The organism is Veronia nyctiphanis, assembly GCF_004116385.1.
GTDB classification, from domain to species: Bacteria; Pseudomonadota; Gammaproteobacteria; order Enterobacterales; family Vibrionaceae; genus Veronia; species Veronia nyctiphanis.
This window is the reverse complement of record NZ_PEIB01000014.1, coordinates 1-13,575: the sequence shown is the minus strand read 5'-3', so window position 1 is coordinate 13,575 and position 13,575 is coordinate 1. Positions and strand designations below refer to the sequence as shown.

At 47.1% G+C, this 13,575-nt stretch carries 13 protein-coding genes, 1 tRNA gene and 3 pseudogenes; 5 read left to right on the top strand and 12 right to left on the bottom strand.

What is annotated here, in order from left to right:
• Window positions 1-17: 17 nt before the first annotated feature.
• From CS022_RS12390 to CS022_RS12350, 9 genes and pseudogenes are all read right to left on the bottom strand, one after another.
• A pseudogene (locus tag CS022_RS12390) lies at window positions 18-790 on the bottom strand (flagellar basal body L-ring protein FlgH).
• A gap of 15 nt (window positions 791-805) precedes the next feature.
• Window positions 806-1,593, bottom strand: a pseudogene (flgG, locus tag CS022_RS12385) (flagellar basal-body rod protein FlgG).
• 16 nt (window positions 1,594-1,609) lie between these two features.
• Entirely contained in the window at window positions 1,610-2,359 is a 750-nt protein-coding gene (flgF, locus tag CS022_RS12380) for a flagellar basal-body rod protein FlgF (protein ID WP_129122536.1), read from the bottom strand.
• 194 nt (window positions 2,360-2,553) lie between these two features.
• Window positions 2,554-3,855 (bottom strand): flagellar hook protein FlgE, encoded by a 1,302-nt coding sequence (gene flgE / locus CS022_RS12375; protein ID WP_129122535.1) that lies wholly within the window; start codon window positions 3,853-3,855, stop codon window positions 2,554-2,556.
• Window positions 3,856-3,875: 20 nt separating this feature from the next.
• Window positions 3,876-4,618: pseudogene (flgD, locus tag CS022_RS12370) on the bottom strand (flagellar hook assembly protein FlgD).
• Window positions 4,619-4,634: 16 nt separating this feature from the next.
• Window positions 4,635-5,051, bottom strand: coding sequence for a flagellar basal body rod protein FlgC (flgC, locus tag CS022_RS12365; protein WP_129122534.1), 417 nt, complete (start codon window positions 5,049-5,051; stop codon window positions 4,635-4,637).
• 3 nt (window positions 5,052-5,054) lie between these two features.
• On the bottom strand, window positions 5,055-5,450 hold the full coding sequence (gene flgB / locus CS022_RS12360) for a flagellar basal body rod protein FlgB (protein WP_129122533.1): 396 nt from the start codon (window positions 5,448-5,450) through the stop codon (window positions 5,055-5,057).
• Window positions 5,451-5,721: 271 nt separating this feature from the next.
• Window positions 5,722-6,549 (bottom strand): CheR family methyltransferase, encoded by an 828-nt coding sequence (locus CS022_RS12355; RefSeq protein ID WP_129122532.1) that lies wholly within the window; start codon window positions 6,547-6,549, stop codon window positions 5,722-5,724.
• Entirely contained in the window at window positions 6,546-7,496 is a 951-nt protein-coding gene (locus tag CS022_RS12350; RefSeq protein WP_129122531.1) for a chemotaxis protein CheV, read from the bottom strand. Before CS022_RS12350 ends, CS022_RS12355 begins: the two co-directional genes overlap by 4 nt.
• A gap of 124 nt (window positions 7,497-7,620) precedes the next feature.
• On the opposite strand from CS022_RS12350, the gene flgA reads away from it, so the two are divergent.
• The 3 genes from flgA (at window position 7,621) to CS022_RS12335 (ending at window position 9,199) form a co-directional block, all read left to right on the top strand.
• On the top strand, window positions 7,621-8,319 hold the full coding sequence (gene flgA, locus CS022_RS12345; RefSeq protein ID WP_129122530.1) for a flagellar basal body P-ring formation chaperone FlgA: 699 nt from the start codon (window positions 7,621-7,623) through the stop codon (window positions 8,317-8,319).
• A gap of 106 nt (window positions 8,320-8,425) precedes the next feature.
• Window positions 8,426-8,755 carry a flagellar biosynthesis anti-sigma factor FlgM gene (gene flgM, locus CS022_RS12340; RefSeq protein ID WP_129122529.1) on the top strand — a complete coding sequence of 110 codons (330 nt, stop codon included), beginning with the start codon at window positions 8,426-8,428 and terminating at the stop codon, window positions 8,753-8,755.
• A 24-nt stretch (window positions 8,756-8,779) separates the two neighbouring features.
• On the top strand, window positions 8,780-9,199 hold the full coding sequence (locus CS022_RS12335; RefSeq protein WP_235869487.1) for a flagella synthesis protein FlgN: 420 nt from the start codon (window positions 8,780-8,782) through the stop codon (window positions 9,197-9,199).
• Between the two features lie 97 nt (window positions 9,200-9,296).
• Here CS022_RS12335 and CS022_RS12330 read toward each other — a convergent pair whose 3' ends face one another.
• Together CS022_RS12330 and CS022_RS12325 are read right to left on the bottom strand one after the other, a co-directional pair.
• On the bottom strand, window positions 9,297-9,728 hold the full coding sequence (locus tag CS022_RS12330) for an LPP20 family lipoprotein (protein WP_129122528.1): 432 nt from the start codon (window positions 9,726-9,728) through the stop codon (window positions 9,297-9,299).
• 14 nt (window positions 9,729-9,742) lie between these two features.
• The gene (locus tag CS022_RS12325) at window positions 9,743-10,378 is read right to left on the bottom strand and encodes a FlgO family outer membrane protein (RefSeq protein ID WP_129122527.1); all 636 of its coding nucleotides are present in this window, start codon (window positions 10,376-10,378) and stop codon (window positions 9,743-9,745) included.
• A 195-nt stretch (window positions 10,379-10,573) separates the two neighbouring features.
• Between CS022_RS12325 and CS022_RS12320 the strand changes: the two genes are divergently transcribed.
• On the top strand, window positions 10,574-11,707 hold the full coding sequence (locus CS022_RS12320; RefSeq protein WP_129122526.1) for a flagella assembly protein FlgT: 1,134 nt from the start codon (window positions 10,574-10,576) through the stop codon (window positions 11,705-11,707).
• Window positions 11,708-11,780: 73 nt separating this feature from the next.
• Window positions 11,781-11,856: transfer RNA gene (locus tag CS022_RS12315), tRNA-Arg, on the top strand.
• Window positions 11,857-11,981: 125 nt separating this feature from the next.
• Here the strand turns inward: CS022_RS12315 and gltX are convergent.
• The gene (gene gltX / locus CS022_RS12310; protein ID WP_129122525.1) at window positions 11,982-13,406 is read right to left on the bottom strand and encodes a glutamate--tRNA ligase; all 1,425 of its coding nucleotides are present in this window, start codon (window positions 13,404-13,406) and stop codon (window positions 11,982-11,984) included.
• Window positions 13,407-13,575 lie beyond the last annotated feature (169 nt).

Here is a 13,575-nt window from a genome sequence, read left to right as displayed (position 1 = left end):
ATCTGCAAACCGTTGGGTTACAGAATGACATTGAAGAATCGTGCCAACCATCCCTGCTCTTGCGTATCCTGACGGTCACCGGTTCCAGAATATTGAATTCGGGCATTCGAAATACGGGTTGAAGCCACGGTGTTTTCTGAACTGATATCGTCTGGGCGAATTGTGCCGCTCAAACGGATGTATTCATCCCCAGTGTTTAGCGTCAACCATTTCTCACCACGGATCATTAAGTTGCCATTTGCCAATACATCAATCACTTCGACAGAAATTGAACCAGAGATACTGTTGCTTTGATTGGCATTGCTGGTGCCGGACGTGGTGTTGTTATGTTTCGCCTCGTACGACAGTTCTTTTTCACCCAACAAGAAAGGCTGCCCCTGCACCTTAAGCGGGTCCATGCTCAAATCACTGCTTTTTGTTGCATCCGCACTGGCTGTCTTCTTCGCCTGTGTTTTTTCTTCCAGCATGACAGTCACGATATCGCCAATCTGGTGAGGACGTTTATCGTCGTACATGCTGTGTGTCATATTCACGTCAAACAACGAACCCGTTGCCGTCGCGTAATGTTCAGGCTTACGAGTAGGATGAAGCGGAGACCATGCAGGATCACCTGCCGACGGATCATCACGCTTCTCAGCATATCAACGAGTCCGCCGCTTTGAGGCGCAGGGTCACCCGTCTCTACAGCAGGCTTGGTTGACGTACCCGCGGTAACTTCGTCCAAGACGGGAGGAGTCGCACAGGCTGACACCAAAATTCCCAGAACCGGAATGAGAATGCACTTTTTCATCCTTCACCTACTCCATTACAACTGCTGATTCACGTAGCTCAGCATCTGGTCAACCGATGAAATCACCTTGGAATTCATTTCGTAGACGCGCTGCGCTTCAATCATGTTCACGAGTTCTTCCGTCACGTTAACGTTTGATGTTTCCAACATTGACTGACGAATATCACCAAGACCATCAAGTCCCGGCACACCCTCTTGAGGGTCACCACTTGAGCCGGTCGGTAAGTAAAGGTTCTGACCGATAGGCTCCAAACCGCCCGGGTTGATGAAATCTACAGTGGTGATTTGACCCAGCACCTGATTTGCTTGCTGCCCACGAACACGCACTGATACTTCACCGTCGGTACCGATGGCAATATTGATGGCATCAGGCGGAATCACAATCTCAGGCTGCAGGCGATAACCTGCACCCGACGTCACAAGCGCACCTTCGTCGTTCATGGTGAACTGGCCGTTACGCTGGTAACCGATATTGCCGTCCGGTAGCAGAACCTGGAAGAAGCCATCGCCCTCAATCATCAGATCGAGTGAGTTATTGGTGGTCTGCGCATTACCGTTGCTGTGTACGCGCTGCGTGGCGACAACTTTAGAACCGGCACCCAGCATCAAACCACTCGGTAGTTCGGTGTTCTGCGTTGATTGGCCGCCTGGCTGGTTGATGTTTTGGTAGAAAAGATCCTCAAACACCGCTCGTGACTTTTTAAAGCCAATGGTCGAGGCGTTAGCAGGTTGTTCGAAATTGTCGATATATTAGTCTGTTGAGCGTCCAGACCTGTTTTACTCACCCATAATGCCGGATGCATAGTAACTTCCTCTTACTTAACCCAGACGCAACAGAGAACTGGATGCCTGATCCATTTCCTCTGCCGTTTTCATTAGTTTGACCTGCATTTCGAAATGACGCTGAAGCTCGATGAGGCTTGTCATTTCACCTACTGCATTTACGTTGCTCCCTTCGAGCATGCCCTTTTCAAGCGTAACACCCGCATCTGCAGGGTAAATCTCACCAGGCTGTGTCGAACGGAACAGGCCGTCAGAACCTTTGACCAGTTCCTGGTTGTCGGGCCTGACCAGCTTAATTCTATCTACCACCTGAATCGCTTCAGGCGGTGCACCTTTCGGCAGTACCGATACGGTGCCATCTTTACCAATCTCTATTTTTGACACGGGGAGAGGAATAAATATCGGTGCACCTGATTCACCAGCGACGAGATGACCGCTGGTGTTTTGTAGCAAACCGGTTTCATCCACTTTTAGGTGGCCAGAACGGGTGTAGCTTTCTTGTCCTTGGTTATCAAGAACCGCCATCCAACCATCGCCACGAATCGCCACATCAAGGTCTCGCCCAGTCGTGACGGTAGAGCCTTGCGCTGAGTTGAACCCGGGACGCTCAGTCATACTGAATACTCGGGTTGGAAGCCCTTCGCCGTAGGCTTGCATTGAACGGGCCTGCTCAAGATCAGCACGGAAACCCGTAGTACTGACGTTGGCCAGGTTATTTGCACGCAATTGCATTGCCTGCATGTCTTGTTTAGCGCCGCTCATGGCGAGGAATAATGCGCGATCCATGAAATTCTCCCCTTAGGTTACTTTATCTAAAGCAAGAAGAATGCCAGTTCGTATTTATTGGAATTTTTATAGAAAAGTCTGTGCCAGCGTCGAAGAAGTGTCACTGGGAAGTATCATTGGTGCCAAAAATCTGCCTTCAGGCATAAAATTGCCGCCAGATGGCGGCAATTTTTCGGCATATCAGTCGGTAACCATTAACGAAGTTGCAGTATCGTCTGTTGCATTTGGTTGCCGACTTCAAGCGAACGGGAGTTAGCCTGGAAGTTACGCTGAGCAGTGATAAGGTCCACCAGCTCCTGCGTCATATCGATGTTTGATTGCTCAATCGTACCACTCTTGATTCGACCAAACGCACCTTGCATCCCCTCACCCCACACTGCATCGCCCGATGTGGTGGTAATTTTCCACTGAGTACTGCCCGTTTGGCTAAGGCCCTGCTCGTTAGGGACTCGCACCATAGCAACACGGCCTAGAGCAACATTCTCACCGTTACTGTAAGAGGCCATAATGGTTCCGCGAGTATCAATGTCAACCTTGGCAAGATAACCCGTTGTCGCACCATCTTCAGTAAATTTGCGAAGTTCGAAAGGCGCAGCATATTGCGTAGGCTCATCGTAATTCACCGTTAGCGTCTGAGTATCATCCGCACCGTTCATCGAGATACCAGCACTGTTAAAGGTCTCTGTCACTACCGGGTTGCCGCTGTTGACAGTATTTACCGAACCATCGGTATTGAATGAAACCGTATGACCCGCATGGCCGCTTGAGCTGGTGATGTCGCCACTCGCAACGTCAAGTGGCTGCTCGCCGTTACCGTCAGTCACTGTGTAATATACCGCCCAGGTATTTGGCGCCGCGTTACTCTTGACGTAGTAACTCGTCATTTTGTAAGGCTGACCTAACGAATCGAATACCGTCGACGAGGTCGATTTGTTATATGTTGAAGGATCGTCGTAGTTGAAAGACGCCGCCGTTTTCTCTGCTGCAGCTGCCGGCAGGTTCAGACCCACTTCAAGGTTTTGAGACGATTTAGGTTGACCAAACTGATCAGGTACCTGCAGTGATTTGGGCTCAAAAGACCCTACCTGTTGGGTCTCTTCATCGACGTTATAGCCAAGAAGGAACTGACCATCAGCGTTAACTATGTTGTTGTCTTTATCGAGGTGGAATGAACCGTTACGTGTCAGGTAATTGTCCTGAGCAACCAAAGGATCATCAGTGACCGCGAAAAAGCCAGTACCACTTACACGCAAATCCAGCGGGTTATTGGTATAAATACTGGAACCTTCATGGAATTGCTGCGCAACCAGCGATGTCTGTACACCACCACCTGTCGTCGTTTTGGTGTTTGAGAAAATCGATGCTGAATACACATCACCAAACTCCGCTCTCGACTCTTTAAAGCCATAGCTGTTTGCGTTAGCAATGTTGTTACTGGTTGTATTCATGTCTTTTTGAGCAGCACCCAAACCACTCAGCGCGATATTCAATGACATAGCTAAAACTCCTTTGTCCTTTAACCTTTACTTACCGTACTGACGTCGGCATTACCTACTTCGAGTACTTCAGCAAGTTTCACCGGTGACTCAAAACCAGCAAGGTTTAGCATGACGTTGCCGTCACCGTTACCAAGCAGGACACTGTTTACATTTGCATACGTTGACACTTCAAATTCCTGTGATTTGCCAGCGATAAGGCCACTCACACGAACGTTGTATTTTCCTTCCGGCATGGGATTGCCGTTTTCATCATTGCCATCCCATTCGACTCTGTGGTCGCCTGCCGATTTGGCACCGAGGTCAATCGTCCGTAAAATCTGACCTTGTCCATTTTCGATACGAACCACAGCACCATCAACAGCCTGTGGAAGTTTGACCATCCCGGCTACCCCGCCCGTTGCTTTCTTCATTCCTTCATTACCGGGAACGAGAACATCACGGCCGACCAAAGATGATGCCTGTAATGCCTGATTTGATGTCATCGCGGCATTGAGGCTACCAAACTGCGTATTCATTTTTCCGATACCGTCAACCGTCGCAAACGATGCCATTTGGGCAATCATCTGTCATTACTGACAGGTTTGAACGGATCCTGTTGGGCCAGTTGTTGTGTCAGGAGAGACAGGAAATCTTCCTGTTTAAGGTCTGTCTGTCCAGACACTTTTTCCTGGCCATTTTCCTTGAGTTGCTTTTGTTGCAACTCTTTGAGCTGATCGATGTAGCTGGATGAACCGCTACCAGCACCTTCTATTGGGCTCATGATCTACCCTCTCCTGTTACTCGCCGAGCTGCAGCGTGCGCATCAGCATCTGTTTGCTCGCCTCAGCAACCTGTGCATTGGTCTGATATGAACGTGATGCAGAAATCATGTTCGCCATCTCTTCCATCACATTCACGTTCGGCTTATAGATATAGCCATCAGCATTTGCCATGGGATGGTCGGGCATAAATTCCGCTTCCAAGGGTTTTTGACTCTCAACAATACCCGCCACACGAACAGGAACACTTTCCCCTTGCTGGGAGCGAAAACGGTTCAACTCCGCGGCAAAAACAGGGTGGCGAGCTTTGTACGTTTCATCCGCTGAACTGGTCACCGCATTCGCATTGGCAAGGTTACTTGATGTCGTATTAAGCCTTACCGCTTCTGCGCTCATGGCTGATCCTGTTACATCAAAAACATTAAACAGACTCATCCGTTACTCCCCTTTCAGCGCTTTAGTCATATTTCTAAACTTCGACCCGAGAAAATCCAACGACGCCTGATACTCGAGTGCGTTTTGCATAAACAGGTTACTTTCAACCTGAGCATCAACCGTATTGCCGTCACCGGTATCCGGTTGATTAGGAATTCGATACATTTTTTCACCCGCGACCTGCGATGTGGCAGGGATATGCCGCCCATCAGTCCGGCTCAGGCCAATTTTTGCCCCAGATGTTGCCACAGCAAGTGCCTTTTCAAAGTTCACATCCTGCGCTTTATATCCCGGTGTATTGGCGTTGGCGAGGTTACTGGCCAGCGTCTCTGCACGCTTCGACCTGACTCCAACCGTATACTGGTGAACGCCAAGTGCCTTATCGAATGAAATTGCCATGTGTAACCTCCAAATGCTTCTGAGAGTTATAAAGCAAGTAGAATGCCAAAAAACGAAAATGGTGTGATTGCCTTTTATTTATCTTAATAACAAGGGTTTACTACTTTGATTTATTAAAGAGAGGAAACAGGCATGGATATGAAGAGGCAAAATCAATGCCACAGGCGGCAAGCATTGCAGATTTAGGCTTATGAGCGCTAGTTTGACAGAGCTGGCAAAGAAAAAAGGCCGCTGTGAGCGACCTTTTTAATGCAAAACGAGCGAATAGAGGCTATTTCAGCTTATACACAATGCCGGGATTACAACGAATCATATCAAAGCGATCTGTCAGGCCTGTCAACGACTCTGAGGCGCCCAAAAACAGATATCCCCCCGGATTAAGGCTATCAGCCATCCGGTTTAACACATCAGATTTCATTGCTGGTGAGAAGTAAATCAACACGTTACGACAAAAGATAATATCGAACTTACCCAACAGCTTGTAGTTATCTAACAGGTTTTGCTGACGGAAATTGATGAGACGCTTGGTTTGGTCTTTAATCTTCATCTTGCCGTCGCCGGCATCATCAAAAAACTGCTTCTTACGCGCTTCTGAGAGACCACGGCTTAACGCCAAGTTGTCATACACACCCAGACGGCAGCGATTCAGCATATCTGAAGAAATATCTGTTGCCGTGATATTGGCATCTGAAACCAAGCCGGGACGTTTCAATGCTAATTCTTGAATCGCCATAGCAATCGAATAGGGTTCTTGACCAGATGAACTCGCCGCAGACCAGATTTTCAACTGCTTACCTCGACGAGATACCTCTGGAATAATGGTATTCGATAAGATTTCAAACGGATAAAAGTCGCGAAACCACAACGTCTCGTTAGTTGTCATCGCATCGATCGCTTCTACCGCGAGATCACGATTACGACCAGACACAACGAGCTGAAGCAGCTCAGACATTGAGCCGATTTTATTTCGGGTAAGCAATGGGCCCAGCCGGCTCCTGACTAAATACTGTTTGCTTTCTCCTAATACAATGCCGCATTTGGCTTCGAGGTATTTACAAAAATCTTGGTACTCTTGTTCTGTAATCGCTATGTTTGTCATTTATCGTTTTTTTCTCGCCTTGCTTTGACGACCTGTAAAATGGCAGCACTGAGTTCATCGGGATCAAATTTAGGTATGAATGAATCTGCACCGACCCTCTGAACCATCGCTTCATTAAATACACCACTGAGTGATGAGTGCAATACTACATGAAGATCTTTGAGGCGAGTATCTTTTCGGATCTCGGTTGTCAGTGTATAGCCATCCATTTCTGGCATCTCGATGTCTGAAATTACCAATGCCAAACGATTAATGATGTGCTCATTGTCTGCAATTCCTTTGAGCTGCCTGAGCGCATCTCCGCCGTCTTCCGCTTGCATAACTTCGAAACCCAGCGATTCAACGGTCCGTCTTACCTGACGTCGCGCAACACTGGAGTCATCCGCGATGAGGATTATTTCAGTATTTTCCGTTTCCTCATCCGTGACTTCAGTTTTTTGAGAAAGGATGTCTTCACTGATTTCCTCATTCACAGGCGAGATTCTATTGAGTATTTTTTCGACATCAAGTATCTCGACCAACTCATCGTCAATATCTGTCACAGCAGTGAGAAAATTCTCCTTTCCTGAACCATCTGGAGGCGGAAGGATCTTTTCCCAATGCATATTTACAATTCTTTCAACCGCACCGACAAGAAAGCCTTGTGTGGTTCTGTTGAACTCAGAGATGATCATAAAGCGATTCTCTGGGTCTGGAATCGGCGGGCCACCAGTGGCGAGACTCATGTCGATCACAGAGAACGTTAAGCCTCTGATGTGCGCCATACCTTTTACGAGCGGATGAAGTTTCGGCACCGTAGTCAAGGGAGGGCATTGCAAGACTTCTTTGACCTTGAAAACATTTATACCGTAGCGTTGTTTGGTCATCAGCCTGAACGTAAGCAACTCAAGGCGGTTTTGGCCAACGAGCTGTGTACGTTGGTTTACCGTGTCAAGAATACCCGACATAACTCAACTCCATACTACGCGGTCAGTTAACCCGCACCCATTTTTACATCGCAGTATTTAATGGCCGCGCATGCAATCACATATAATGATAAGGTTTGATGGATTACTAACCACTGAGTAACACATGATACGAATCAAAGTTCTATGGCTATTTTCGTTTATTTGCACATTAAGTTTTAGCTCAAGTATAGCTGCTGCTACGACAAATCAACTTAATGCAGTAAAAGAAGCCGCAGTTGAAGAAGTCAGCCGCACAGTCACTGCGCCCGTCAATGGAAAAATGGTCATACGCGCGGGAAATGTTGACAGCAGAGTCAAACTGACCAATTGCCCTGAACCACTGAAAACACAAATCCCAGGGCGTCAAACAATCAAAACCAGTGCAACAGTCTTGGTAACATGCCTTGCTGACAACTGGCAGCTTTATGTGCCCGTTAAGATTCGCATACTTAGCCCTGTTGTGACAGCAGCAAGGCCGTTAGATCGTGGTGTAGCTTTATCAGCAGCTGATTTAGTCGTTCAAATGGTCGATGTGGGCTTTCAACGCGGTCAAACATACACAGATAAGAGTTCACTGATTGGGTCACGCGTAAAGCGGACGGTTGGCATTGGACAACCGATACAAGGGACAGACATCTGCATGGTTTGCCGCAACGATGAAGTGTATATCAACGCAGCAAGCGGACCGATAAATATCACTGCAAAAGGAACGGCTCTCAGCGATGGAGCACTGGGCGATCGCATAAAAGTCCGAAACAGTAAATCGCGCAGAATTGTAGATGCTACAATTACTGCAGTAGGTGAAGTAAAGGTAAGCTTTTAAAATTACTTCAAAAGAACGCTAAAGTTTTCAGATCGTAGCCGATATATATGGGTGTAAGGCTTTTCCGCCACGTATTTAAAGGCTAATTCGCCAAAAAGGCTCAATCATGGCAGGTACAATAAACCACTTACGTTCGGGGCAACAGTTGGATCAAACCAACAATGCGCAGAACAAGAAAACGCAACAATCGCAAAGTCAGGCGTCGAGCACCTCTGTTGAAAAGAGCGGCTCACACAAACCTGATGCGGTTTCGATCAGCAGCGAAAGCAGAGCTATCGGCGCATTAAACCAACAAATTGCCAGTGAAGGGCAATTCGATGCAGCCAAAGTTGCAGAGATTAAAGCGGCGATTGCAAACGGCTCATACCAAATTGATGCTGATAAGCTGGCATCAAATATGCTTAAGTTTGAAGACGAGTTCCGCGGCAAAGAATAATATCTTATGCAACAGATGAACAACATGTCCTCGTTACAAGATTTGCTTGCAGCGCAACTGCAGGCTATTTGTGATCTTGAAACCCTGCTTGGTGAAGAAACTCAAGCTATCGCTTACAGGAAATCTGATGATATTCAGGCCTGTGCGAAACGAAAGCTCACATTACTGAATCAAATCAAGCAAGGCGATACGTCTATCTCACAATGCTCAGAAATCAGTGAGCCTTCTGATGAGCACCGAGAGAAAATTGACGAAATAAAGAAATTGCTTTCACACTGCCACCAGCTAAACGAAACAAACGGCGACGCACTGAAACGTGCTCACCTAAGCATGCACAAGCTTCGTAATATGTTCCAAGAAGCCGCTGGCCGTTTTGAAATGACCTACGACAGTGAAGGTCAGGCATCAGGAAGTAAAACGCTGGGTACTAACGTTAAGGCATAATTGAGCAGGTTAGAGTTTATAACTCTTATATTGAATCAGACCAGAAAAACAAAAGGCGCGTAATGCGCCTTTTTTGATCTCTCTATTTGCGGGAGAATCAAAACAAAATAGATGTGTTTCTCGGTACCGACTGAACCTCACCAAATTCCATCATCTTCTTCATTTTGCGCAAGTCCAAACGCATCTCTGTGACATAGCTGTCTCCAACCGGATAGCTTGCAATCACTTCTGCGCCTCGAATGATACCGTCGACTTCGCCATTCGCCTTGTCAATGCCCAACCTTTCTTTATCGATTTCCATTTCACCACTGACTCGGAAGCCATAAATTTGCTCAGACAGCTCGCGGTATGCTTCCAACTTTGACGCTTTAATAGCTTTGAAACGCTTCTCTTCCAGTGTTTTTCCATCTTGAGCACTGATTGACGCCGTGCCAACGGCTGTCAGTACTTCCATTGGTGTCATTTGAGACAGTGGCTGACAGGCACTGAGCAGCATTACCGCTGAGAGAGTTAGTATCTTTTTAAACATGACAGCCTCCAACCTTATGGCTTCAATACAATCGTATTTTTCTTCTGGGTGTTTTGATCATCGCGAATAATCACGCCGTCCTGAATACGTACCTTTCTGAGCGTATCCAAATCGCGACCAATTCGATCAGACGGTAAAAAACCTTGCGCAGTTGCAACAACCACTCTGGATCGCATACCAACAATTCTTGCGTTCACCAAAACGCCACCACCTTGGCGAAGCATGGTTCCTGTCAGCACATAGTCTATTTGCTGTGAGGGATTTAAGTCACGCCAGTTACGGCTAATTGTAAAGTCACCGTCAGGTGTCACTTTTATGGCTCCCGTGGTTTTAAAATCAATAACGGTAAAACCACGACGCTGCATTTGATAGATCATACCTTCAGTGACAGAGTTACCCAGCCAGTTTGTTTCTGTCATATTTTCGACATCGACAAAAGAGACAACCGCCATCGGCGTTTTCGCTGTCAAATAATTGTTCGTCTGAAGGAGTTCTTCAGCAACACCATCAAGAAAGTAGTCAATAGTGTGACGCGGTGTTTGCTGTAAAGTAATTGGGCTGCCTGAATACGGTTCTTTACCGTTATATATCGGAGAATAAGCACAGGAAACTGTGGTTAAGCTCAGCAGGAATAAAATCCAGTTCTTCATTTTCTCTGGCTCCGGAATCATTCGGTAGCAGGTGCAGCCACCCATATTAGTGTTGCAACCTTACATTTTTAATCAGCTTTAAAGAGGAACAATCTTTGCATCTATCACCTAAACGCGATATCAACATTCCAAACCTTTAAGGCAGTGTTGAGATACTCAAAGCAATTTTTATACCCATTATGGAATCTCGCAGAAATGTATAAACGAATTGTTCTTTTCCTCATGGTCAGCCTGCTGGGCTTTAGCGCCAGCTCGCATGCAGCATGGTATGAAGTTACTGGTTACAGTGCTCTGTTGAAAAGTAAGTCGGAAGCCAGAACCCGGGCACTCGAAGATGCGGTGTTTCAGGCCATTCAGTTTGCTGGCGGTGATATCACAGGTGTTACCCGGCTGAAGCCTTTTCTCAGTGAACAACGGGACGTTTACCAGTTCACGGGTGACGAAATCAGAGAGATCCAGATTGTTGAGGAGCGCACCTCAACCAAAGCAGTGACAATAACGGCAAGGGTTAGTATCAACCCAACGGCAAAAGCTTGCCACAAAAGTCAGTATCGAAAAAATATCGTCTTGAATCGATTCGGTATCGTCACTCCCCAGCATGCCGCTCTGGGTGGTATTTTCCGTTTTGGTGATGACTTCACTGATCTGCTTCAACGCCAGTTCGACAAACAGTCCCAAAGTTTTGTCGTCAGCGATGTCTCTGATTTGGCCATTAGCCCGGGTAACCCTGTCGTTAACACCATGATTGCTGATGACAATAACGCCCAGTACCTTATTTCTGGCTCAATCACTGATATGACCGCCACACTGGATGAACGAATCTTTCGACGTGACGGTGTTAACCGCCAACTTGCTCTGACCATCGATGTGATTGACGGAAAAACTGGTGATGTCATTTATCAGAATAATTACCGGGATATTGCTGCATGGCCGTTTGAGAACACCAGTAAAGTTGATACCCGAACAGCGAGATTTTGGGCATCGTCATACGGTGAAATGGCAAGGCGGATGAGTCGAAACATTATGTTGGATTTGGAATCAGTGCTTGCTTGCCGCGCAACCTCACCGGAGGTAGTGGCATTCAACGGAGACCAAGGTCAGATTAATGTCGGCCGTGTTCATGGCGTTAAAATGGGTGATAAACTCCAGTTGTGGCACAACGCCTCTTTTATTGATCAATTTGGCAGTAGCAGAAATCAATTCAGAAAAAGTGAGATGACGCTGACGGTGACACGTGTTTACGATCACTCTGCTGAAATCTCTGTCAGTCCAGCAGAATTGGCACGAAGTGTTCAAATTGGCGATTTGGTAACCAAACACGTGAATTAGCGGCTCTTAGCCCTTAATTTCGTGACGGATTTAGGTATACTCAAAAGTAGGTAGTCGTTCTGTCTACCTTTTTGCTCCCATAGCTCAACAGGATAGAGCAGTCGCCTCCTAAGCGATCGATCGGGGTTCGAGTCCCTGTGGGAGCGCCATTCCCTTATTTTTCCTCAAGCCACTTATATCAGTGATCTCAGCATGACACTTCATTTTTCAGCCATAAAAAAGGCTGCAAAATGCAGCCTCATTTATCTGTATCTCTGCAAAAGCAAAAATGGACTTATGCGTTTGCTTCACGCTCAGAAATAAATGCCAGTGCCTTACCGATTCGGCTGGCGACGCGCTCTTTGCCAACCAAATTCATTACTGCATCAACGGACGGTGATTGACCCAGCCCCGTCACTGCAACACGCAATGGCATACCCACTTTACCCATTCCAAGCTCCAGCTCTTCACAGGTATCAGCAATCACTTGGTGCAGGTTTTCGGTATTCCAGTCTTCCAACGCTTCTACTTTGCTCAGTGCCAGCTGCAGTGCTTCTTTTGCTACAGGGCGCAGATGTTTCTTGGCAGCGCCTGCATCAAATGCATCATACTCTTGGTAGAAGTATCGGCTCTGCTCAGCCAATTCAATCAGGGTGTTGCAACGCTCACCGACCAGTTTGATGACATCTGCGATTGCTGGACCTTCGCTGATATCAATCTCTTTCTGGTCCAAGTGCCATTGCAGGTACTCTGCAACGTATGCTGGCTCAGCCGTTTTGATATAGTGATTGTTCAACCAAAGCAGCTTTTCAGTGTTAAATGCTGACGCTGATTTACTGATGGAATCTAAGCTGAACAGATTAATCATTTCTTCCAAAGAGAAAATCTCCTGATCGCCATGAGACCAGCCCAAACGAACAAGGTAGTTCAGCAGCGCCTGAGGAAGGTAACCTTCATCACGGTATTGCATCACACTGACAGCACCATGACGCTTCGAAAGCTTGGCACCATCGTCACCTAAGATCATTGCGCAGTGCGCGAACTCAGGAACAGGCGCACCCAATGCCTCGTAGATGTTAATTTGACGAGGAGTGTTATTGATGTGGTCTTCGCCACGAACAACCTGGGTGATACCCATATCCCAGTCGTCAACCACAACACAGAAATTGTAAGTCGGGCTGCCATCAGTCCGACGGATGATCAAGTCATCGAGTTCGCTGTTAGCAATTTCAATCTTTCCACGAACGTGATCATCAAAGACTACTGTTCCCTCTTTCGGGTTGCGGAAACGGATCACGAACGGGGCATCGTCAGCCACATTGCTGTTAGCTTCGACGATTTTTGGATGGTTAGCATCGTAGCGCGGCTTAACACCCGCCGCCATTTGCTCTTCACGTATCTCATCCAGCAGCTCTTTAGGCGCATAACATTTATATGCTTTGTCTTCTGCCATCATCTGGTCGATAAGCTGGTTGTAACGGTCAAAACGCTTGGTCTGGTAGTAAGGGCCCTCGTCCCAAGTCAACCCAATCCACTCCATTCCCTCAAGGATCGCATCAATGGCTTCCTGAGTAGAGCGTTCAAGATCGGTATCTTCGATACGAAGAACAAATTCACCACCCGTATGTTTGGCATATAACCAAGAGTAAAGTGCGGTGCGAGCACCACCTACATGCAAAAAGCCTGTTGGGCTTGGAGCAAAGCGAGTTTTAACCGTCATTGAGCTGCCTTAATATCAATCGGAATGCTAGCGGGCGTCTGCCCTGATTTTGTGGGCGCTATTGTATCACCCCGCTGCGGATCTACAATTACTACGCGAGTTTACCCTTCACCGAGTAAAAAAACACCTGCAGAGCAGGTGGCTTTGAAACGGCCCCCTAAAACCAGCC